This window comes from Polaromonas sp. YR568, assembly GCF_943371715.1.
Taxonomy (GTDB): domain Bacteria; phylum Pseudomonadota; class Gammaproteobacteria; order Burkholderiales; family Burkholderiaceae_C; genus Polaromonas.
Genome location: NZ_CALRVW010000017.1, coordinates 34,227 through 55,686 on the forward strand (window position 1 = coordinate 34,227; position 21,460 = coordinate 55,686).

At 66.1% G+C, this 21,460-nt stretch carries 23 protein-coding genes; 11 read left to right on the forward strand and 12 right to left on the reverse strand.

Annotation, left to right across the window (positions count from 1 at the left end):
- Positions 1-185 precede the first annotated feature (185 nt).
- The gene (locus tag AAG813_RS13225; protein WP_341916014.1) at positions 186-764 is read left to right on the forward strand and encodes an NAD(P)H-dependent oxidoreductase; all 579 of its coding nucleotides are present in this window, start codon (positions 186-188) and stop codon (positions 762-764) included.
- A 30-nt stretch (positions 765-794) separates the two neighbouring features.
- Here the strand turns inward: AAG813_RS13225 and metC are convergent, their stop codons facing one another.
- Complete coding sequence (metC, locus tag AAG813_RS13230; protein ID WP_341916015.1) at positions 795-1,946, reverse strand: cystathionine beta-lyase; 1,152 nt, start codon at positions 1,944-1,946, stop codon at positions 795-797.
- A 46-nt stretch (positions 1,947-1,992) separates the two neighbouring features.
- Between metC and AAG813_RS13235 the strand changes: the two genes are divergently transcribed.
- Positions 1,993-2,805: a helix-turn-helix transcriptional regulator gene (locus AAG813_RS13235; RefSeq protein ID WP_341916016.1), complete on the forward strand. Its 813-nt coding sequence runs from the start codon at positions 1,993-1,995 to the stop codon at positions 2,803-2,805.
- Positions 2,806-2,842: 37 nt separating this feature from the next.
- Complete coding sequence (locus tag AAG813_RS13240; protein ID WP_341916017.1) at positions 2,843-3,115, forward strand: YkgJ family cysteine cluster protein; 273 nt, start codon at positions 2,843-2,845, stop codon at positions 3,113-3,115.
- A 573-nt stretch (positions 3,116-3,688) separates the two neighbouring features.
- Here the strand turns inward: AAG813_RS13240 and AAG813_RS13245 are convergent.
- From AAG813_RS13245 to AAG813_RS13270, 6 genes are all read right to left on the reverse strand, one after another.
- Positions 3,689-5,143, reverse strand: a complete 1,455-nt coding sequence (locus tag AAG813_RS13245) for an aldehyde dehydrogenase (protein WP_341916018.1) — start codon at positions 5,141-5,143, stop codon at positions 3,689-3,691.
- A 28-nt stretch (positions 5,144-5,171) separates the two neighbouring features.
- On the reverse strand, positions 5,172-5,954 hold the full coding sequence (locus AAG813_RS13250) for an ABC transporter ATP-binding protein (RefSeq protein ID WP_341916019.1): 783 nt from the start codon (positions 5,952-5,954) through the stop codon (positions 5,172-5,174).
- On the reverse strand, positions 5,951-6,706 hold the full coding sequence (locus AAG813_RS13255; protein ID WP_341916020.1) for an ABC transporter ATP-binding protein: 756 nt from the start codon (positions 6,704-6,706) through the stop codon (positions 5,951-5,953). Before AAG813_RS13255 ends, AAG813_RS13250 begins: the two co-directional genes overlap by 4 nt.
- Complete coding sequence (locus AAG813_RS13260) at positions 6,699-7,676, reverse strand: branched-chain amino acid ABC transporter permease (protein WP_341916021.1); 978 nt, start codon at positions 7,674-7,676, stop codon at positions 6,699-6,701. Before AAG813_RS13260 ends, AAG813_RS13255 begins: the two co-directional genes overlap by 8 nt.
- A 7-nt stretch (positions 7,677-7,683) precedes the next feature.
- Positions 7,684-8,559, reverse strand: a complete 876-nt coding sequence (locus AAG813_RS13265; protein ID WP_096698334.1) for a branched-chain amino acid ABC transporter permease — start codon at positions 8,557-8,559, stop codon at positions 7,684-7,686.
- A 114-nt stretch (positions 8,560-8,673) separates the two neighbouring features.
- Positions 8,674-9,873, reverse strand: a complete 1,200-nt coding sequence (locus tag AAG813_RS13270; protein WP_341916022.1) for an amino acid ABC transporter substrate-binding protein — start codon at positions 9,871-9,873, stop codon at positions 8,674-8,676.
- A gap of 211 nt (positions 9,874-10,084) precedes the next feature.
- Here AAG813_RS13270 and AAG813_RS13275 point away from each other — a divergent pair, with 211 nt between their 5' ends.
- Positions 10,085-11,065, forward strand: a complete 981-nt coding sequence (locus tag AAG813_RS13275; protein ID WP_341916023.1) for a helix-turn-helix domain-containing protein — start codon at positions 10,085-10,087, stop codon at positions 11,063-11,065.
- A 178-nt stretch (positions 11,066-11,243) separates the two neighbouring features.
- Positions 11,244-12,014, forward strand: coding sequence for a class II aldolase/adducin family protein (locus AAG813_RS13280; protein WP_341916024.1), 771 nt, complete (start codon positions 11,244-11,246; stop codon positions 12,012-12,014).
- A gap of 32 nt (positions 12,015-12,046) precedes the next feature.
- On the opposite strand, the gene AAG813_RS13285 is transcribed toward AAG813_RS13280, so the two are convergent.
- The 3 genes from AAG813_RS13285 to AAG813_RS13295 are packed head-to-tail and all read right to left on the reverse strand — an operon-like array spanning position 12,047 to position 13,391.
- On the reverse strand, positions 12,047-12,889 hold the full coding sequence (locus AAG813_RS13285; RefSeq protein WP_341916025.1) for a transglutaminase family protein: 843 nt from the start codon (positions 12,887-12,889) through the stop codon (positions 12,047-12,049).
- A complete protein-coding gene (locus AAG813_RS13290; RefSeq protein WP_341916026.1) occupies positions 12,870-13,178 on the reverse strand; it encodes a hypothetical protein in 309 nt (102 codons plus the stop codon). Before AAG813_RS13290 ends, AAG813_RS13285 begins: the two co-directional genes overlap by 20 nt.
- A gap of 27 nt (positions 13,179-13,205) precedes the next feature.
- Positions 13,206-13,391 carry a DUF1328 domain-containing protein gene (locus tag AAG813_RS13295; protein WP_341916027.1) on the reverse strand — a complete coding sequence of 62 codons (186 nt, stop codon included), beginning with the start codon at positions 13,389-13,391 and terminating at the stop codon, positions 13,206-13,208.
- Between the two features lie 471 nt (positions 13,392-13,862).
- Here AAG813_RS13295 and AAG813_RS13300 point away from each other — a divergent pair, with 471 nt between their 5' ends.
- Both AAG813_RS13300 and AAG813_RS13305 read left to right on the forward strand, forming a co-directional pair.
- On the forward strand, positions 13,863-14,966 hold the full coding sequence (locus AAG813_RS13300; RefSeq protein ID WP_341916028.1) for an alkene reductase: 1,104 nt from the start codon (positions 13,863-13,865) through the stop codon (positions 14,964-14,966).
- A gap of 38 nt (positions 14,967-15,004) precedes the next feature.
- Positions 15,005-15,655, forward strand: coding sequence for a hypothetical protein (locus tag AAG813_RS13305; RefSeq protein WP_341916029.1), 651 nt, complete (start codon positions 15,005-15,007; stop codon positions 15,653-15,655).
- 91 nt (positions 15,656-15,746) lie between these two features.
- Here AAG813_RS13305 and AAG813_RS13310 read toward each other — a convergent pair whose 3' ends face one another.
- The gene (locus AAG813_RS13310; RefSeq protein WP_341916030.1) at positions 15,747-16,328 is read right to left on the reverse strand and encodes a hemerythrin domain-containing protein; all 582 of its coding nucleotides are present in this window, start codon (positions 16,326-16,328) and stop codon (positions 15,747-15,749) included.
- A 44-nt stretch (positions 16,329-16,372) separates the two neighbouring features.
- On the reverse strand, positions 16,373-18,577 hold the full coding sequence (locus tag AAG813_RS13315) for a heavy metal translocating P-type ATPase (RefSeq protein WP_341916031.1): 2,205 nt from the start codon (positions 18,575-18,577) through the stop codon (positions 16,373-16,375).
- Positions 18,578-18,734: 157 nt separating this feature from the next.
- Here AAG813_RS13315 and AAG813_RS13320 point away from each other — a divergent pair, with 157 nt between their 5' ends.
- From AAG813_RS13320 to AAG813_RS13335, 4 genes are all read left to right on the forward strand, one after another.
- Positions 18,735-18,929: a cation transporter gene (locus tag AAG813_RS13320; protein WP_341916032.1), complete on the forward strand. Its 195-nt coding sequence runs from the start codon at positions 18,735-18,737 to the stop codon at positions 18,927-18,929.
- Complete coding sequence (cueR, locus tag AAG813_RS13325; RefSeq protein ID WP_341916033.1) at positions 18,926-19,366, forward strand: Cu(I)-responsive transcriptional regulator; 441 nt, start codon at positions 18,926-18,928, stop codon at positions 19,364-19,366. Before AAG813_RS13320 ends, cueR begins: the two co-directional genes overlap by 4 nt.
- Positions 19,367-19,465: 99 nt before the next feature.
- Positions 19,466-20,017: a Spy/CpxP family protein refolding chaperone gene (locus AAG813_RS13330; protein WP_341916034.1), complete on the forward strand. Its 552-nt coding sequence runs from the start codon at positions 19,466-19,468 to the stop codon at positions 20,015-20,017.
- A gap of 254 nt (positions 20,018-20,271) precedes the next feature.
- On the forward strand, positions 20,272-21,342 hold the full coding sequence (locus AAG813_RS13335; RefSeq protein ID WP_341916035.1) for an NAD(P)H-dependent oxidoreductase: 1,071 nt from the start codon (positions 20,272-20,274) through the stop codon (positions 21,340-21,342).
- The last annotated feature ends 118 nt before the right edge of the window (positions 21,343-21,460 follow it).

Here is a 21,460-nt window from a genome sequence, read left to right on the forward strand (position 1 = left end):
TGCCGGCCCCCAACAAGGCCAATGCCATTCCTTCCGTCGGCAAGGCAAACTGATTGCTATGATTTTAATAGCTGATGGCGCTTGCTGCATAAGGGCTCATGGCCAAAATGACCCATGAAACGTGGCAACAGGAGGCCCAGGCCGGCAAGACGGTGAAGGCACCGGCACACAAGCACAATAGAGGCATGAAACTTCTGATCTTTGCCGGCAGCACCCGGCTCGCCTCTTTCAACCGCAAACTGGCCCATGCAGCCGCCGATCTGGCGCGCAACAGCGGCGCCGAAGTCACCCACATCGAGCTGGCGGATTTCGACGTCCCGATGTACAACGCCGACCTGGAAGCCCGAGGCACGCCGGCCGACGTCATGAAGCTCAAGCAGCTGATGTTCGAGCACCCTGCGTGGATCATCTGTTCGCCCGAATACAACGGCAGCTACACCGCCCTGCTCAAAAACACTGTTGACTGGGTCTCCAGCCCGGTCAAGGCCGACCCGGCCTGGCAGGACGGCTTCAAGTCCTTCAGCGGCAAGGTCGTGGGCATGCTCAGCGCCTCGCCCGGCGCCCTGGGCGGCCTGCGTTCGCAAAGCCACCTGGCGCCGCTGCTGCTCAACGCGCAATGCTGGGTCGCACCCAAAGCCTTCGCGCTGGGCCACGCGGGCGATGCGTTCGACGCGCAAGGCCAGCTGGTCAGCGAGGCCCATCGCAAGAACGTGCAGGCGGTGATTGACCAAGTTCTTTTTGCCAGCCAGCGCCTGAACGCCTAGCAGGCTCACCAAGGCGCGGCGATCATGCGATCAGAGCCGGCGCAAGGCCTGATCGAGATCTTCGCGCAGATCTCCGGCGTCTTCCAGGCCCACGTGCAGCCGAACCAGGCGGCCTTCATCGGGCAACACGTCCAGCGTTCTGAGGTGGTAGGGGACCGCCGGCAGCACCAGGCTTTCGTAGCCGCCCCAGCTCGTGCCCAGACTGAAGAGCCGCAGCGCGTCCATGAAGGCCGCGAACGCGCTTTCACTGCATGGCACCAGCTCGAAACTGAACGGCCCCGCCGCGCCAGAAAACTGGCCCTTCCACAGCGCATGGCCCGGGTCGGATGGCAAGGCCGGGTACATGACTCGCTTGACCTTCGGCTGCTCTTGCAGCCACTGCGCGATGGACATCGCGGTTTGCTGGTGCCGCTGCAGGCGAACTGACAGCGTGCGCAGGCCACGCAGCGCAAGCCAGCACACGTCAGGCGCCGCGTGGGCGCCGCTGCGGTCGCAATAAGCCCGGAGCGCAGCAAGGTCATCGAGCGAGCCGGTCATCAGGCCCAGCATGAGGTCCGAGTGCCCGTTGATGAACTTGGTGGCCGAGTGGATGGAAATCTGAACGCCCAACGCGTGAGCGTCAAAGAATACCGGGGTGCCCCAGGTCGAATCCGCCGCCACCGGGACATTGCGCGCACGCGCTGCCGCACACAGTGCACGCACATCCAGCATCTCCATCGTGAGCGAGGCGGGCGTCTCGACATAGACCAGGGTGGTGTTGTCCCGCAGGTACGGCGTGATGTCAGCGCCGTCCGGGAAGTATTCGACTATCGTGCCCAGTGGCGCCAGTTCCTTGTCGCAGAAGATGCGGGTCGGCCCATACACGCCGGCGCTGAGCAGCAAGTGGCGGCCTGGCCCGGCATGCGCACTCAACACCGCCACGATCGCAGACAGTCCGCTGGACGTGGCCAGACAGCTCTGCGCCCCCGCAAAAGCCGCCATGGCGCGCTGCAGCTCGAAGGTGGTCGATGTTCCCGACCGTCCATAACGCGGTGCGTCAAACACCGTCTGGTGATGGGCATGTTTGTAGTCAGCCAGCGACTTGAACACCACCGTTGAAGCCCGCACCAGGGGCGGATTGATGGCCTGGACGGCGTCCGCCGTCTCGCGGCCGGAGTGAACTAGAAATGTGTCTGTGTGCATGATGAAGGTGGCGCAGTGAAAGGAACGGGCTTGATAATAGGATGGCATGTCAGATCCGAATCGCCAACAAACATCGCCCACACGCCAGAATTTCGGTTCATGGGCGACACTTGCGAAAGCGCATCGCGCCGGCAGCACCCTGTCCCGGCATCAGCACCGGGCCGGCCAGCTGGTGTTTGCGCTGAGCGGCGTCATGCTGGTGGAGACCTCTTTTGCGCGCTGGACCGTTCCGCCGCAACGCGCACTGTGGGTACCGCCTCATCATCCCCATGCGATTCAAATGATCTCGGACACCGAAATGCGCACTGTGTATTGCCAGCCGGTGCTCATCGAACAGTGCAAGACCTTTGTGCGGAGGGACGAGGTGCATGCCGTGATCGCCTCGCCGCTCATCAGGGAGCTCGTCCTCGGCCTGTTCGACGACCGCTTCGATCCGCCGGCACTGCAACTCATGGTTTCCCTGCTCCTGCATACGCTGCAGCAGACGCCCAGCCTGCCGACACAGCTGCCGATGCCCGCGAACGAAGCTCTGCGTCGGGCCGCGGTCTTGCTGCTCCAGACCCAGCACTGGCAACTGCCCTTGCACCACCTGGCCTCGGAAGCAGCGATGTCCGAACGAACGTTCACGCGGCGCTTCACGGCCGAAATGGGCCTGAGCTTTCGCGCCTGGCGACAACGCGCGCGCATCATTTCCTCGCTGAGCCTGCTGGCAACCGGCCGGCCAGTCAAAACCATCGCCCACATGCTGCAATTCGAGAGTGCGGCAGCCTATGCCGCCTCGTTCCGCGAGGTGCTGGGCACCACGCCGAACGCCTACCGTCTACGCCGGCTCGGCGCGCACTCAATGCCGCCAGAGTAAGCTCGCCCTACCTGTTCATCACAAAAAAGGTCCTTGAATGAACTGCCGTCCCGGCTGCGGCGCCTGCTGCATCGCACCGTCCATCAGCTCCCCCATTCCCGGCATGCCGCAGGGCAAACCGGCGGGCGTGCGCTGCGTGCAGCTGGACGACACGAATGCCTGCCGCATCTTCGGCCAGCCGGAACGCCCGGCGGTCTGCGGGCAGCTCATGCCATCTGCCGAGATGTGCGGCGGGAGCGCCGCCGCGGCAATGCAGTGGCTGACGTCGCTGGAGGTGGCGACGGCACCTCACGCTTCATCCCCGAATTGACCCCCTTTTCTTGCATCACGCTGCGCCTGCGGTCTGTTCTGGACAGTAGCTCCAACGCCCCACTCCCACCCCTAACCCCTCCCTCGCCCCGCTGGGCGATGGAGGGGGACCTCATGTGGCCGCGTGCGCTGCGCTCGCGTGCACACATGAACGTTCGTTAGGATTCCCGCAGAAGAAGCGCTACGCGCTTCTTCTGCTCCGGATTTGGTATGGGTATTCGATCTTCCCCACCCGTCGGGCTGGGCCGAGGAGCGCAGCCGAAAGTGGATCAGGACGAGCGATTGTCTGAGCGAAGCGAGTTCGAGCTCGGCCCCACTTTTGGCGAGCACCGCAGGTTGCCCCGGAGCGCAGCGCAGGGGACCCAGACTATCGGGTCGCCTGTCTTTTGGGTACTTTTCTTTGGCGAAGCAAAGAAAAGTACCTCGCCTGCCGGGGCGAGACCCGGCTTGTTGGCACGCCAAGGTGTACGAGTCATCCAAATGGATCCCGGATCAAGTCCGGGATGACAAATCCGGACGGACCACCGCCGCAACGTGGTGCAAAAAAATCCCCCCCAGGCAGCCGAACGCCAGTTCAGAACGGGTAATGCCGCGGCGTCGTCTGGATCGTGATCCAGCGCAGTTCGGTGAACTCGGCCACGCCGGCCTTGCCGCCAAAGCGCCCGATGCCACTGCCCTTGACGCCACCAAACGGCATCTGCGCCTCGTCGTGCACCGTCGGGCCGTTGACGTGGCAGATGCCGGAGTCGATGCGCCTGGCCACGTTGAAGGCCCGCGCGATGTCGCCGCCGAACACCGCGGCCGACAGGCCGTAGGCGTTGTCATTCGCACAGGCCACGGCCTCCTCCACGCCGCTGACACGCACCACACACTTGACCGGGCCGAAAGTTTCCTCGTGGTAGATGCGCATGGCGGGTGTCACATGGTCCAGCACGGTCGCGGGCATCAGTGTGTTCTCGGCCTTGCCGCCGCAGGCCAGCTTGGCGCCCTTGGCGAGCGCGTCGTCGATCAGCGCATTGCAGTGCTCGACCGTGCCCATGCCGATCACCGAGCCCAGCACCACCGGCTCGGGCTTGCGCGGGTCGCCGAGCGGCAGGGCGCTGGCCTTGGCCGCGAACTTCTTGACAAAGGCGTCACCGATTTTCTGGTCCACGATGATGCGTTCGGTGGACATGCAGATCTGGCCGCTGTTGGCAAAGCTGCCGAAGGCGGCGGCGTTGACCGCGTCGTCGATGTTGGCGTCGTCAAGGACCACCAGCGGCGCTTTGCCGCCGAGCTCCAGCACCACCGGCTTGAGGTATTTCGCGCAGGTCATCGCGATGATCTTGCCGACCTTGGTCGAGCCGGTGAAGTTGACGCGCCGTACCGCCGGGTGGGCCACCATGGCCTCGACCACCGCGCCGGCGTCGGCCGGGGCGTTGGTGATGTAGTTGACGACGCCGGGCGGAAAGCCGGCATCGGCAAACGCCTCGACGATCAGCTGGTGGGTGCGCGGGCAGTTTTCCGAGCCCTTGAAGATCACGGTGTTGCCGCAGGCCAGCGGCGTGGCGATCGCACGCACGCCGAGAATGACCGGCGCATTCCACGGCGCAATACCAAGCACCACCCCCGCCGGCTGGCGCACACCCATGGCCAGATTGCCGGGCACGTCGGACGGAATCACCTCGCCGCTGATCTGCGTGGTCAGCGAGGCGGCCTCGCGGATCATGCCGGCGGCCAGCATCACGTTGAAGCCGGCCCACATGCCCGACGCCCCGGTCTCGGCGGCCACGGCTTCGATGAATTGCGGCGTCTTCGCCTCCAGCGCATCGGCGGCCTTGAGCAGCAGCGCGCGGCGTGCGCTCGGACCGGTTTCGCTCCAGGTCTTGAAGGCTTCGGCGGCGGCTTCCACCGCCATCACCGCGTCGGCGGGCGACGCCGCCGGGGCGCGTGTGGCGACGCTGCCATCGAGCGGGTTGCGGCGCTCGAACGTGGCGCCCTTTTCAGCGGTGACCTTCAGGCCGTTGATCAGCATGGACATGTCAGACATTGCGGTACTCCTTGATGGAAAAATAAAGTCAGGCCCGGACGGGCACCGAGGGGGGGGATGCGGCCGGGGCCGCACCGAGGTAGGCTTCGCGGATTACGGTCGAACGCGCCAGCAGCGCGGCCGGCCCGCTGGCCACCAGCGTGCCGCGCTCCAGCACATAACCGCGGTCGGCCACGGCCAGCGCCTTCTTCACGTTCTGTTCGACCATCAGCACCGTGGTGCCGCTGTCGGCGATGCGGCGCGTGATCGCCAGCAGCTCGTCCACCATGCGTGGCGCCAGGCCCAGCGAGGGTTCGTCCAGCATCAAGAGCCGCGGCGCACTCATCATGGCGCGCGCCACCGCCACCATCTGCTGCTCGCCGCCGCTCATGGTGCCGGCCAGCTGCTGGGCGCGTTCGCGCAGTTTCGGGAAGTCGTTGAAGGCCTGCTCGAGGCGCCGGGCGCGTTCGGCCTTGGCGACCAGCCAGCCGCCGAGTTCGAGGTTTTCAGTCACCGTCATCTGGGGGAACAACTGCCGGCCTTCCGGAACCAGCGCCATGCCACCTTTGACGATGTCACTGGTTTTTTTGGCCAACGCTTCACCATTGAGCAACACCTCGCCACCACGCGGGATCAAGCCGGACAGCGCCTTGAGCAAGGTGGTCTTGCCGGCACCGTTGGGGCCGAGGATGACGGTCAGGCCGGGTTTGACTTCCAGCGTCAGATCGCGCAGCACCAGGAAGGCGCCGTAACCTGCGCTCAGGCCCTGGACCTTCAGGTGGGCATGGCTGGACGTACCAAGCACAAAGGGCGACGGGGCGTACCACATCATGCCGGCACTCCCGGGGCTTCCACCATCTCATCACCGAGGTAGGCTTCGATCACCTCTTCATTGCGCACCACCTCGGCCGGCGTGCCGTCGGCAATCTTGCGGCCCTGGTGCAGCACGATCACGCGCTCGACGTGGCGCAGCAGCGTGGTCACGGCGTGTTCGATCCACACCACCGTCAGGTCCAGCTCGTCACGCATGCGGCGTATCAGCTGCGCCATGTTTTCAATCTCGGCTTCGGTCAGCCCGGCCGCCACCTCGTCGAGCAGCAGCAGACGCGGCCGCGTGGCCAGCGCCATGCCGACCTCGAGCAGGCGCTGCTGCGACGGGGTGATGGCGCCCGCTGGCAAGGCTGCCTGGGCGTGCAGGCCGATCAGTTCGAGAATGCTGGTCTCGTCGCGCAGGTGCCAGGAACCCTTGCGCGTCCGCCCGGCAAACTTCAGCCCGAAGTCGATGTTGGCAGCCACGCTCATGTCGGGAAACACGCGCGGCGTCTGGAAGGTACGCGCCACACCGGCAGCGGCATAACGGTGCGGCCCCTGCCCGGCCAGGTCGCGTCCGGCCGCCAGCAGCTGTCCGCCAGTCGGCGGGATCACGCCCGAAATCGCATTGAAAAAGGTGGTCTTGCCGGCACCGTTGGGGCCGATGATGCCGACCAGTTCGCCGGCGTGGAAGTCGGCGCTGACGGCATCAACCGCCGTCAGGCCGCCAAAACGCACCGTGATGTCACGCGCCTGCAGCAACAACTCAGCCATTGTTGCGCTCCTTGCGGGTCAGGCCATGCGCCCAGCTGCGGCTGCCCTGCCACCAGCCGTTGAAGGTCGCCCAGCGCAGCGAGGCCAGCCCGCCCGGCAGATACAGCACGCTCAAAATCAGCAGCAGGCCCAGCGACATCATGTAAACCTGCGGCGCCTGCAGGCGCAGCGTCTCGGCCAACACGCTGAACACAATCGCGGCAATCAGCGGGCCCCACAAAGTCATCGCACCGCCGATCAGCGCGATCAGCACCGTCTGGAAACCGATGAAGGGGTTGAACACCGTGTGCGGGTCGATGTAGGTCCAGCGCACCGCCATGGCCGCGCCGACCGCGCCGGCAAACGCCGCCGTCATCGCAAAACCCGCCACCTTGATCAGCCGCGTGTTCACGCCCAGGGTCTGCGCACGCTGCTCGTCGGCGCCTATGCCCATCAAGGCCAGGCCGAAGCGGCTGCGCCGCACGATGATGGACACCAGCACCGCCAGCACGGCCAGCGCCAGCACCGTCAGGTAAATCGTGTCGCGGTCGGGCACCACGGTCAGCACCCGGCCCACCGTGCCGGTGACTTTCTTTTCAAAGTAAGTCACCGCATGACGGATCAACTCGGTCATGCCGAAGGTCAGCACCGCAAAGTAGGTGCCGCGCAGATGCAGCACCGCTGCGCCCATGACCACTGCGACCACGGTGGCAATGCCGGCGCCCAGCGCTATCGACTCGAGCCAGGCCATTTTTTCCAGCGCAATCGCACTGGTGTAGGCGCCGATGCCGAAGAAGGCCGAGGTCGCCAACGACAGGTAACGCGTGCTGCCGCAGAACAGGCCCCAGCTCGAGGACAGCGCCACATACATCAGGCAGGTCAGCGCCATCGAGACGACAAACTCGCTGCCGTAATGCGGCAGCGCCAACGCCCAGCCGGCAAAGGCCAGCAGTAGCAGCAGGTCGCGCACCAGAATCTGTTTGTCTTTCATTCTTTTCTTACTTCGCAAACAGGCCGCGCGGCCGCAACAACAGGACCGCAATAAACACGCTGTACGACAGCAGCGCCTTCAGCGAAGGATTCGTGAAATGCATGCCCAGCGCCTCGACCACGCCCAGCAGCAGCCCGCCGGCCAGCGCGCCGCTCATGCTGCCGAAACCGCCCAGGGTGATGACGATCAGCGCGGTGACGGTGTAGGGCTCGCCCATCGACGGCGTGATGGTGTAGGCCATGGACAGCAGGCAACCGGCCACGCCCGACAGGCCCAGCCCGATGCCGAACATCAGCGGGTGCAGGCGCTGCGTGTCGATGCCGACGAGTTGCGCGCCGGTCGGCGACTGCATCAGCGCCCGCACGCCCTTGCCGAGCAAGGTGAAACGCAGCAGCGCAATCAGCGCGCCACTGAACAGCAGCGCCAGGCCGAACACCAGCAGCTTGTTGCCGGCAAACTGCGCCTCGCCGATCTTCACCGGCTCGGCCAGGTAGTCGTAGCCTCGCAGGTCACCGCCCCACATGAAGGAGGCGAAGTTCTGCACCAGGAACATCAGGCCGAAAGCCACCATCAGCCCGCGCGCCTCGAAGATGTCGAGGTTCGGCGAGGTAACGGTCAGGCGCCGGAAACACAGCTTGTGGATCACCAGGCCCAGCGCCATCAGCGCCAGAAAGGACACCGGCACCATCAGCAGCGGCGAGATGCCCAGCGTGGTGTGCGCCATCCAGGTCAGGTAGGCGCCCAGCATCAGGAACTCGCCGTGCGCGATGTTCAGGATGCGCATCAACCCGTACTGCAGGTTCAGCCCGAGCGCCACCAGCGCATAGATGCCGCCGGTGATCAGCCCGGAAGCGATCAGTTCAAGCCAGGAAAAAAGTGACATGGGATAGCGCAGTTCTGTCATGCCGGGCTTGATCCGGCATCCATGGCGCCCCGCTCACCATGGATGCATGAGGCATGGATTGCGGGTCCAGCCCGCAATGACACTTTCTTGTGATTACTTCCAGGCGGGCTTGACGAGGCTGAGCTTGGCGGTGGCCATCTTCTGCGGCCACACCACCTCGAACTCGCCGTTCTGCCACTGGCCGACGCTGCCCGGCGTGGCGGTGTTTTCACTGCCGGTGAACTTGACGTCGCCGATGATGGTCTTGTGCGTGTTGCCGGCGATGTAGTCGCGGATCGCCTTGCGGTCCAGACCGGACTTCGCCACAGCCGCCTGCAGGATCTCCAGGCCGGCCCAGCAGTGGCCGCTGGCCCAGCGGTCCGGCTCCTTGCCGCCGAACTTCTTGGTGTGCGCATCGAAGTAGGCCTTGGCGCCCGGGCTGGTCTTGCTGTTCCACGAGCCCATGCCGAGTACGCCTTCGGCGCCGGCCGGTGTCATCACGTTGCGGTAGAGCTGGAAGGCGGTGCCGACGGAGGCATAGTAAAAGCGCGGATTGAAGCCGATTTCCTTGGACTGCTTGCTGGCCAGGATGGTGTCGGGCGGGTAGCTCAGGCCGATAAAGGCCTCCGGGTTCTTGTCCTTGATGGAGCGCAACACCGGTGACAGGTCCTTGATGTCGCCGGGGTAGCTTTTTTCTTCCACCACCTGGATGCTGGTGCTGCGCAGCGCCACCTTGAGGGCCGAGAAATTTTCCAGGCCGAACAGGTCGTCCACGTAGATGACGGCCACCGTCTTCACGCCGTTGGCGACCAACATGTCGACCAGCGCGCCGACCATGCGGTCGGGCTGCTGCAGCAGCAGGAAGAAATTCGGCAGCTTGAGCTCGACCAGCTTGCGCGACAGCGCCGTCGGCGCCAACACCGGGTAGCCCATGCGGTTGGCCAGCGGGGCGATTGCAAAATTGGCGTTCGAGCCCCAGGGCGGCAGGATCAGGTCGACCTTGTCGCTGCCCATCAGTTTTTCATACGAACGCACGCAGGTCTCGATGTCGCTGCGGTCGTCGGAGCTGATCAGCTCGATCGGGCGTTTGGTGCCCTTGACGTCCAATCCGCCGGCCGCGTTGACCTGCTCGGCCCAGAGCAGGTAGTTGGGTTCCTGGCTGACCTGCGCGCCGCCGGTCCACGGACCGGTGCGGGCAATGGCGTAGCCGATGCGCACCGGGCCCGCCTGGGCAAACAGGGAGGGGGCAAAGGCGGCGGCGCCGACGGCGGCGGCAGCGCCCTTGAGCAATTGACGCTTGGATGTCTGGACCATGGTGTCTCCTGTGTAGTCGCCCTGAAGGGCTGTTGGAACCCGCATGATAGGCAGAGACCGGACCGGGCGCTTTGCTTTGCGCGCACAAAGCAGTTGACGGTCAGCGCACGGTAATCCGGGTTAACCCTTGACCCGGAACTGCAACAGGACATGGCACAACACCCATAATCTTTCCACAGGCCCGGGGCCTGTTCATCAACCGGAGAAAAGCATGACCGCGGCCACCCTGGTATCGACCAACGACTTTGCCCCGCGCGAGCGCGCGCCGGTGTGGCGCGACTGGATCTGGAAACATTTCGGCGGCCTGGAATCGGACCTCTACGGCGACACCGACTTCGACGGCGAGATGGTCTCGGCCCACGCGGGTGACGTGGTGCTGACCCGGCTGGAAGCCAACCGCCACCGCGTCGTGCGCACCCCGGACATGGTGCGCGCCAGCGATGCCGGTTACCTCAAGATCGTGGCGCCGCTGCAGGGCCGCGCCGGTGTCGAGCAGATGGGCCGGCGCGCCTGGGTCAGCCCCGGTGCCTGGACCATTTACGACACCACCGGTGCCTACGCGGTGGACAACCCCGAACGTGTGGAACACCTGATCGTGATGCTGCCCAAGGCGCAGCTCATCGAGCGCGGCCTGCCGCTGGAGAACCTGATGGCACGCCACGTGGGCGGCGCCAGCGGCATCGCCCGCGTGGCGCTCACCACCATGCGCAGCACCTACCAGGAGCTGCCCAACATGAGCCCCGCCGCCGCGCGCGGTGCCGGCGAGCTGATCGCCCAGCTGGTGCGCCTGTCGCTGATCGAACTGGCCGGCCAGGCCACCGCCGTGACGCAGCGCGAAGCCCTGAAAGACCGCATCCGCGCCTACGTCAGCACCCGGCTGCGCGACCCGGCGCTGTCGATCGAGCAGATCGCCCACGCGCTCAACTGCAGCAAGCGCCACCTGCACAACGCCTTCGCCGGCGAAACCGACACCCTGGCCAGCTACATCCTGCACCTGCGCCTGGAGGCCTGCATCCGCGAGCTGCAGCAAAGCGGGCCGCAGGCGCGCCCCATCACCGACATTGCACTGTCCTGGGGTTTCAGCAACCTCTCGCATTTCAGCCGCGTGTTCCGCGGCCACACCGGGCTGAGCCCGAGCGAATTCCGCCAGGCCTGGCTGCTCAACACGGCCGCCGGGCTGCTGCGCCACTGAAGCGGCACGATTCAGCACCAAACGGGCCGTTAGCCCTTGTGGAATGTGCGCCGACAGCTCTTCTTTTGATAGCGATTCGGGATGACCGCAGGCCGATCAGGCGCTTGTCAAACGGGTGACCGTCGCCGCCGCTGCGATGGCGTATCGTGCAGCATCATCCCCATTCAGGAGACCCCTCATGCATATCCCCTCCCTCAAGGAAGTTGTCAGTGCCGAAGAGTGGCAATTGCGCTGCGACCTGGCCGCCTGCTACCGGCTGGTGGCGCTGTACGGCTGGAGCGACCTGGTGTTCACGCACATCAGCGCCAAGCTGCCCGAATCGGTCAGCGGCGCCGGCGCGCATCACTTCCTGATCAATCCCTACGGCCTGATGTTCGACGAGATCACGGCGTCCAGCCTGGTCAAGGTCGATGAACAGTGCAACAAGGTCATCGACTCCGCCTTCCCGGTGAACCCGGCCGGCTTCGTGATCCACAGCGCGGTACATGAAGCGCGGCCCGACGCCGGCTGCGTGCTCCACACCCACACCCGCGCCGGCGTCGCCGTCAGCGCGCAGAAATGCGGTGTGTTGCCGATCAGCCAGCAGTCGACCTTTGTGCTGGGCTCGCTGGCCTACCATGCGTATGAAGGCGTGGCCTTTCGCGACGACGAGAAGCCGCGCCTGCAGGCGGACCTGGGCACGGCCAACTTCCTCATGCTGCGCAACCACGGCCTGCTGGTGGTCGGCAAGACAATTGCCGACGCCTTCCTCAGCATGTACACCTTCGAAAACACCTGCCGCATCCAGCTCGACGCCCAGGCGGGCGGTGAGCTGATCGAGGTGAACCCGCTCATCGTCAAGGGGGTGGCCGAAGCCATGCGGGTGCAGACCGGCGGCCTGGGCGGCGCCTTTGCCTGGCCCTCGCTGATCCGCAAGCTGGACCGGATCGACGAAGGCTACAAGTCCTGAAGCCTTGAAATCCTGAAGCGCTGGCCGGCTGGTCAGGCGGCCATGGACAGGGCCGATGGCAAGGTAACGCTCGCCTGGCCGGACGAGCTGTCGCCCTGGTCCACCACCAGGTCCTTGCGCAGCATCTGAACGTTACCGAAAATTGTGGCAAAGGCCACGTCCTTGGCATCGCGTCCGGTGCCGACGCGCACGAGGCGGTCGTTTGGCGCCATGCGGGTCGCATCGAACAGCACCCAGCGGCCATCGAGCCAGGCCTCGAACACCGCATGGAAGTCCTGCGGCGGTTCGTCAAAATACACATAACCGACCACCAGCCGCGCCGGAATGTTCAGCGCCCGGCACAGGGTGATGCCCAGGTGCGCAAAGTCGCGGCAAACGCCGGCGCGCTGCACAAACACCTCCTGCGCCGTGGTGGTGGAATTGCTGAAGCCCGGCAGGTAATGGATGGAATCGTGGATCCAGCTTTCAATCGCCCGCACCCGCGACAGGCCCGGCGAGAGGTGGCCGAACAGCTGCTGCGCGGCGCGGCTCATGATGTCGGACTCGCAGTAGCGGCTCGGCATCAGGTAACGCATGACGTCGTCGGGCACGGCCGTCACCGCCGCTTCCTCCAGGTGTAGCGGCACCGGCGCGTGGTGCAGCTCCACCTGGGCGTGGTAGTTCACCGACAGCTGGCCGCGCGAGGCGTCCAGCCGGAAAAAGCGGTTGCCGCTGCGCTCGTCACAGAAATGCCGCACCTTGACGCTGGGCGTCACGGTCAGGCGCTCCTCCACCACGCGGTGCGCCTCGTGGAAAGCCGCCTCGATGCTGAAGCAGAAATGCGTGGGGCTGGCGACGTCGTAGTCGAGCAGGCAGTCAATCGTGGCGGTGTGCATCAAGGTCCTTATTGGTGTTGTTGTCGGGGGCCGGTACAGGCGGGGCGCCGGACGCCGCCGGGGGCTGCTGGCCGTCGCGGTCCGGCAGCGGCAGAAACCAGCTCTTGCAGGTCACAAAAATCACGTGGGCGGCGCGCTCCAGCAAATCCACTGCCAGGTCACGCCGGGTGCGCGCGCGCAGGCGCGTCAGCAACAGCAATTGCGCCAGGCTGGCCCGCAGGCGATCCACCCGCCGGACTTCTACGTGGCGGCTCCTGGCGGGAGGTTCGATCGGAGGCACCCGGGACATGAGGCCGGCATTCAGTGACAGCGGCATTTATTTGAGCGCCTTCCGGGCCGCACCCACACCCAGCGCGGCCAGCACGATAAACACCACGGCCAGAATCAGGAACAGGCCGAACAGTATTTTGGCGATGCCCGCGGAGCCGGCGGCAATGCCGCCAAAGCCCAGGGCCCCGGCAATCAGCGAAATGATGGCGAAAATAATGGCGTACTTCAACATGGTGTTTCTCCCTGAAAGGCTGAAAAGGCGCCAGAACAGGCGTCTGCATGGCAGTAAGCAAAATGGTAGGCGGCGGGCCGCGCGCACCGAATCAGCAGCCGGCGCACGCCGCTGTAGGACAAACCGGACAGCCCACCCACTCCTCTTTTCATAGCTGCCGGTGTAGGCAGGAAAAGGGCCGATGCCGGTTTTAACTACGCGCCCTCGGGCAAGGAAATGTCCATGGTGCTCATGGACCCACGCCTGGCGCTTCGGGCAAATTTGGCAAAAACAGGCCGCATCGGTTGGCGGGCCTGTTTTCCCCTGATGAACCTCCCTTTGGGCCAGATCAAGCACCCGCGACAGGAATGCGCTAACTTGCCTGAGCCAGCTTGCGCGGATAACACGAAACCAGCAGCCCCGCGGGCCACCGGCAAATTCAAAACAGCCCACACTGCAGGCTGTTGTCCCTTCTTCCACCGGAACCCTTTCATGCCCACTTTGTTCGACCCCGTCCAGGCCGGTGACCTGCACCTTGCCAACCGCATCGTCATGGCGCCGCTCACGCGCAACCGCGCCCCCGACGCCATTCCCACGCCCCTGATGGCCGAGTACTACAGCCAGCGTGCCAGCGCCGGCCTCCTGATTACCGAAGCCACCGCCATCAGCCACGAGGGCCAGGGCTACTCCGACGTGCCGGGCCTGTACGGCACCGAGCAGCTCGACGGCTGGAAAAAAGTCACCACCGCCGTGCACCAGGCCGGCGGCAAGATCGTGGTCCAGCTCTGGCATGTGGGCCGCGTCTCGCACACCGACCTGCAACCCCATGGCGGCAAGCCGGTCGCACCCTCGGCCATCACCGCCAAGACCAAGACCGTGCTGATCAGGGACGGCGTGCCGACCTTTGTCGAGACTTCCGAGCCGCGGGCCCTGGACGCCGGCGAACTGCCCGGCATCGTGCACACCTACCAGGCCGCGGCGCGCAACGCGGTGGAAACCGCCGGCTTCGACGGCGTGGAGATCCACGGCGCCAACGGCTACCTGCTGGACCAGTTCCTCAAGAGCGGCTCCAACGAGCGCACCGACGATTACGGCGGCAGCATCGAAAACCGGGCCCGCCTGCTGCTGGAGGTCACCCGCGCCATCACCGGCGCCATCGGTGGCGGCCGCACCGGCATTCGCCTGTCACCGGTGACACCGGCCAACGACGTGGTCGATGCCGACCCGCAGCCGCTGTTCGACTACGTGGTCCGCGAACTGGCCACGCTGAACCTGGCCTACATCCACATCATCGAAGGCGCCACCGGCGGCCCACGCGACCTGCCCGAGCGCCCCTTTGACTACGCCGCGCTCAAGGCGGCTTACCGCGCTGCGGGGGGCAAGGGCGCATGGATGGTCAACAACGGCTACGACCTGGCCCTGGCCGAGCGCGCCGTGCAGGAAGGCGCCGACCTGGTCGCCTTCGGCCGGCCCTACATCGCCAACCCCGACTTGGTGCGCCGGCTGCGCGAGAGCGCGCCGCTCAACACTCCCGACAAGGCGACCTTCTACGGCGGCGGCGCCAAGGGTTACACCGACTATCCGGCGCTGGCCTGATCGCGCGGCCTTCCCCTAAACTCGGCGGCATGTTCTTCATGCCGCCGTTTTTTTTGCTTCGCCCGCTGCTGCTCGCCGGCGGCCTGCTGGCCTGTCTTTCGGCCCACGCCGGGCGACCGCTGACGGTGGACGATGCCAACACCGACGATGCAGGCAGCGGCCATGTCGAAGGCTGGTACGCGCGCCAGCCGGGCCGAGCCCACACCTGGACGGTGGCACCGGCTTACGCACCGGTCGATGGCCTGGAACTCGGCGCCTCGGTCACCCGGGACCGCACCGCCGCGACCACCAGCCAGGCGCTGCAGGCCAAGTGGCGCATCACGCCAGCACAGGAGGCCGGCTGCAATACCGCGCTCGTGCTGGGCGCCGCGCAAACCCGCGGCCAGGGGGGCACCACGCCCTACCTCAACGGCCTGTTGAGCTGCAACAGCACGTGGGGGGCGACCCACCTCAATCTCGGCGGACAGCGGCCTTCAGGCGGGCCAGGCGTGGCGACCTGGGGGCTGGCCCATGAACGTGAGTTTGGCGCGGCCACCCTGCATGTGGAAGCCTTCGGCCAGCGGCTGGCCAAGCCCACCTTCCAGGTCGGCGCACGCATCCTCCTGACGAAGCAGCTCCAGCTTGATGCGACCGTGGGCCGCAGCAACCGGGAAACACTGCTCAGCGTCGGGCTCAAGCAGCCGTTTTAAGGCCTGGCGGCCACGCCGGAGCCACAGTGCTACAAAATGGATAGCTGCTGGCACCCATCAGACATGGGCTACAGGCCTTTTTGAGGGAAATTCAGGCGGCGCCGACGCCGATGGGCGCAGGCGCGGTCAGCACGATGCGTGTGAACAGCCGGTCGTAACACGGGTCGCGCAGGCCGCCGGCGAGCGGGTCGCGGTCATGCTGGAAGGCGGCGTCCAGCTGCGCCCAGTCCTCGGCCGTCAGGGCCTTCTGGGCGACCGGCAGGATCTGTGTTTCCTCGGTGCGCATGTGCTCGAGGTAAAAGCCCACATAGGCCTGCGCCGCATCGGTGAACGCGGCACGGCGCGTCTCGCCGATCAACTCCCAGGCCAGCAGCAGGTGCTGCAGTTCGCGCACCTTGCCTTCGCCGTTCATGTGGTCGGATTCGAGCCGGCGTATCACCGGCATCAACTCGGGCGCCACGCGCGCCAGCCGGGGAAACAGCAGGTCCGACTCCTTCGGGTGATGACGCCGCTCGGGAAACTCGTCGATGTAAAACAGCATCGCACGCACCACGTCAAAAAAGCGCTCGGGCTCGTCGCCCGGACCACGCTCCATCATCATGACGAGGGAGCGCAACACGGCGGCCACGGCCGCGTGCTCGTCGCGGATGATTTGCAGGGAGGAATGGGTCATGGCGGCAGCTTGTCACAGGCCTTGGCGCCAAACCTTGATCCAGGTCAATCCCGGCGCAGCCGCCAGCGCTTGAGCAGCAGCGCGTTCGAGATCACGCTGACGCTGGACAGCGCCATGGCGGCGCCGGCCACCACCGGGCTCAGGAAACCCAGCGCCGCCAGCGGGATGCCGGCCACGTTGTAGGCAAAGGCCCAGAACAGGTTCTGCCGGATCTTCATGACCGTGCGGTGCGAGATGTCCAGCGCCCCGGCCACCAGCGCCACGTCGCCGCGCATCAGCGTGATGCCGGCCGCATGCATGGCCACATCGGTGCCGGTGCCCATGGCCATGCCGACATCGGCCGCCGCCAGCGCCGGGGCGTCGTTGACGCCGTCACCGACCATGACCACGGTATGGCCGCCCACCTTCAGCGCCGCCACCTTGGCAGCCTTGTCGCCCGGCAGCACCTCGGCCATCACCTCGTCGGCGCCCAGCCCCAGGCGCGCACCCATGGCCAGCGCAGCGCCCTGGTTGTCACCCGAGATCATCACGATGCGGATGCCGCGCGCACGCAGCGCCACCAGCGCCTCTTTGGCCCCGGCCTTGGGCTCGTCGGCAAACGCCATGAGCGCCCGGGGGCTCAGGCCCGCGGTCGTGCGCTCCACCAGCAGCGCCAGCGTCGCGCCTTCGCCCTGCAAGCGCTGCGCCTCGGCCGCCAGCGCGCCCAGCGTCACACCGAGTTCGTCCATCCAGCGCAGGCTGCCGATCAGGTAGCTGCGCACGCCGACCTCGCCCTCGCTGCCGCGGCCCGGCACGGCACGCAGGCCGTCGGGCTGCGCCACCGTCATGCCGCGCTCCTGCGCGGCGGCGACCACGGCGCGCGCCAGCGGGTGTTCGCTGCCGCTTTGCAGGCTGGCAGCCACCGCCCGTTGTTCTGCCTCATCGGCGCCGGGTGCCACCAAAAATGCGACCAGGCGCGGCCTGCCCACAGTCAAGGTGCCGGTCTTGTCAAACGCCACGGTATCGACCTTGTGCGCGAGTTCCAGTGCCTGCGCGTCCTTGATCAGAATGCCGTTTTTCGCCGCCACCCCGGTGCCCGCCATGATGGCCGCTGGCGTGGCCAGACCCAGCGCACAGGGGCAGGCAATCACCAGCACGGCCACCGCGTGAATCAGCGCCGTCTCCATCCCGGCCCCGGCCCACAGCCAGCCCAGCAAGGTGAGCAGGCCGATGGCCAGCACCACCGGCACAAACACGGCCGACACCTGGTCCACCAGCCGCTGGATGGGGGCCTTGGCGGCCTGCGCATCTTCCACCAGGCGGATGATGTGGGCCAGCACACTTTCGCTGCCCACCGCACTGACCTGCAGCACCACCCGCCCGTCGCCGTTGATGCTGCCGCCGGTGAGCTTGTCGCCGGGTTGCTTGGTTACCGGCAGCGGCTCGCCGGTGAGCATGGACTCGTCCACCTGCGTCTGCCCTTCCTGCAGCAGGCCGTCCATCGGGATGCGCTCGCCCGGCCGCACCACCAGGCGGTCGCCCAGCAGCACCTCGGCCACCGGCAGGTCGGTTTCCTCGCCCGAGCCCTGCAGCACGTGCGCGACCTCGGGCCGCAAGGCATGCAGCGCGCGTATGGCGGCGGTGGTCTGGCGCTTGGCGCGCGCTTCCAGCCACTTGCCCAGCAGCACCAGCGTCACCACCACGGCCGAGGCCTCGAAATACAGATGCGGCATCGTGTCGGGTTCGGCACTGAGCCACAGCCACATCGACAGGCCCCAGCCCGCGCTGGTGCCGATGGCGACCAGCAGGTCCATGTTGCCGGTCAGCGCCTTCAGCGCATGCCAGCCCGCCTTGTAAAAACGCGCGCCCAGAATGAATTGCACCGGCGTCGCCAGCAGGAACTGCTGCCAGGCGGGCAGCATCCAGTGTTTGCCCAGCAGGTCGCCGAGCATGGGCACGACCAGCGGCGCCGAGAGCAGCAGGCCGATGGCCACCGGCGCAAAGCCGGCCCACGGCGAAAGATCTTCCGGCACGGCTTCCTCCGCCGCGCGCGGCTCATAGCCGGCGTTGCGCACCGCACGGCGAATCTGCGCGTCCATCTGCCCCGAAGGGGTGTAGACCACGCGCGCCGATTCAGTGGCGAGGTTCACCGTGGCGTCCTGCACGCCGGGGATTTTTTTCAGGGCCTTCTCAACACGCGACACGCACGACGCGCAGGTCATGCCGTTAACGCCAAGGTCCAGGGTAGAGGGGGAGAGAGTGGTGTTCATGTGTGTATGGTCAACCTTGCCATGATGGCAAGGTCAAGCCTTGACCCAGATCAACCTCGCCCGGTGTAGGGGTTTGGTGTTGAGCCGCTTGACCTTACCATGGTGGCAAGGTTCAAGCTTCAGGCTTCTTCCAGTTAACCCCCGAAAGGACAACCCCATGGACCAGACCTTCAACGTACAGGGCATGACCTGCGGCCATTGCGAACGCGCCGTGACCCAGGCCGTCAAGACGCTCGATCCGCAGGCCGAAGTGAAGATTGATCGCGCGGCAGGCAAGGTGGAGGTGCAGTCGGACCAGCCCCGCGAGGCCATCATTGCGGCGATATCCGAAGAAGGATATGCCACCGCATGAGCGCACCCATGAACATCGGTGAGGCGGCGCGCCAGTCCGGCGTGTCCGCCAAGATGGTGCGGCACTACGAGTCGCTGGGCCTGCTGCCTCAGGTGCACCGCAGCGACAGCGGTTACCGCCAGTACAGCGACGCCGAGGTCCACACGCTGCGTTTCATCAAGCGCTCACGCGAGCTGGGTTTTTCCATGCCGGAAATCGCCGAACTGGTCAGCCTGTGGCAAAACCGCCGCCGCGCCAGCGAAAACGTGCGGCGCATTGCGCAGAAACATGCCGACGATCTGGCCCAGCGCATCGCCGCCATGCAGGCCATGCAGAAAACGCTGGGGCACCTGATCCACTGCTGCCAGGGCAACGACCGGCCCGACTGCCCCATCCTTGACGACCTGGCCGGCGCAGCGCCGGGCCCGGTTCCGCAAAGAAACTTTACGAAAACATGACGCAGGCGTCATGGCGTCCTTACACAGACGGCGCAAACTTCCCTTCAACCTGACGCCACTCCCGGCAACAGGCTTGTCTTCTACCGAAAGGAAGCTTTCATGACCTCCATGTTCAAACCCCTGAAATCTGTCCAGAGCCTGGTGCTCGCCGGCATCATGGCCACCGCAGCCCTGGCCGCCACGGCACAAACCGCCGCGCCTGCGGCACCCGCCACCGCAGGCGCTCCGGCCAAAGCCGGCGGCCACCACGGTGACCGCATGGGCCGCCACGACCCCGCCGAGATGCAGGCGCGCATCGCCAAGCACCAGGCCGAGCTCAAGGCCAAGCTCAAACTCACGCCGGCCCAGGAAGGCGCGTGGACGGCCTTCACCGCGTCCATGCAGCCGCCGGTTCACGGCGCGCGTCCCGACCGTGCCGCCATGAAGGCCGAGTTCGACAAGCTGACCACACCCGAGCGCATCGACAGGATGCGTGCCCTGCGCACTCAGCGCATGGCTGAAATGAACGCCGCCATGGACAAACGCGGCGACGCGACCAAGACCTTTTATGCCGCGCTCAGCCCCGAGCAGCAAAAGGTTTTTGACAGCCAGCGCATGGGCCGCGGCGGCATGGGCCACGGCGGACACCACGGCCAGCACCACAAAGGCTGAGCCTTCACGGTCCCACGCCACCAGGGTGGCGTGACCTCGGCCTGCGCCGCGTCCCTTCCGGACGTGGCGCAGGCCTTTTTGCTTGCGGACCGTGTTTAAACTGCTATGTTTTCAGGAGCTGCTTGCGCAGACAGACATTGGGCTGGAGACACTTTTTACTCACGATTTTCGCCTCGACAGACACCGTCGCCATCCTGCGTAGGACGAGGTGCAGGCCTGATTTTTTAACCCGCCTGCCTGCATAAACTGGCGGCATGACTCCCATCCGCAAAGGCCAGGCGCCGGCCGCTTTATCGCGCAGCGTGTTCCATGAACGTTTCATGGAGTCCTTCATGGACCCGGCCTTCCAGGCCGAAGCCGAAGCCATCTCCCGCGTCGAGGCGATTGCCTGGGACGCCTACCAGGAAGGCCGCAAGGCGCCGCGCACGCGCAAGGCCGGCCCCGGTTACGCCGATCCGGACTACGACCTCTCCGTCGAGTGGTTGGCGACGAAAGAACGCATCGACCAGGCCCAGGCGGCCTGGGCCGACCCGGCCACGCCCTCGCGCGTGCTGCTGGTCTGCGGCTCGGCCCGCAACGACGGCACCTGCCCCGGCGAAATCTCGAAGACCTTCCGCATGGTGCAGTGGGCCGAAGAAACCCTCGCGCAGGCGCAGATCCAGACCGATGTGCTCGACCTCAGCCTGCTGACCTCGAGCTACCACCTGAACATCCACCCATGCAAGGGCTGCGTGTCCACCGCCATGCCGCTGTGCCACTGGCCCTGCAGCTGCTACCCCAACCATGCGCAGGGACAAACCAGCGACTGGATGAACGAGATCTACGAGCGCTGGACGGCCGCGCATGGGGTCATCATCCTGACGCCGGTTTACTGGTACCAGTCACCGAGCCCGCTCAAGCTGATGATCGACCGGCTGGTCTGTGCCGATGGCGGCAACCCCGACCCCACCCGCACCCACGGCAAGAAAGCCGTCGAAGCCAAGGCGCTGGAGCTGCAGGGCTGGGACTACCCCCAACACCTGGCCGGCCGTGCCTACGGCCTGGTCGTGCACGGGGATGTCGCCGGCATCGAAGGCGTGCGGCGCGGCCTGTCCGACTGGCTCGACTGGATGGGCCTGATCGACTCCGGCAGCCAGGCGCGGCTGGACCGTTATGTCGGCTACTACGAGCCCTATGCCACCAGCCACGACGCCCTGGACGCCGACGCGCCCATGCAGGCCGAGGTGCGCAATGTCGCCAGCGCGGTGGCCAGCGCCGTCAAGGCCCTGCGGACCGGCACCCTGTCGCAGCCTGACAAGGGACTTTCCCGGCCGCGGCCGAAATAGCGCCCCCACATTCGCTCGCTACGCGTAGCTCTCTGCCCCCCGAGGGGGCGCTGCGCCTGCGGCCCGGCAAAGCCGGTTCCGCGGCCCCGGCTGGTGAAGAGGGAGCCCCGGTGCCCCG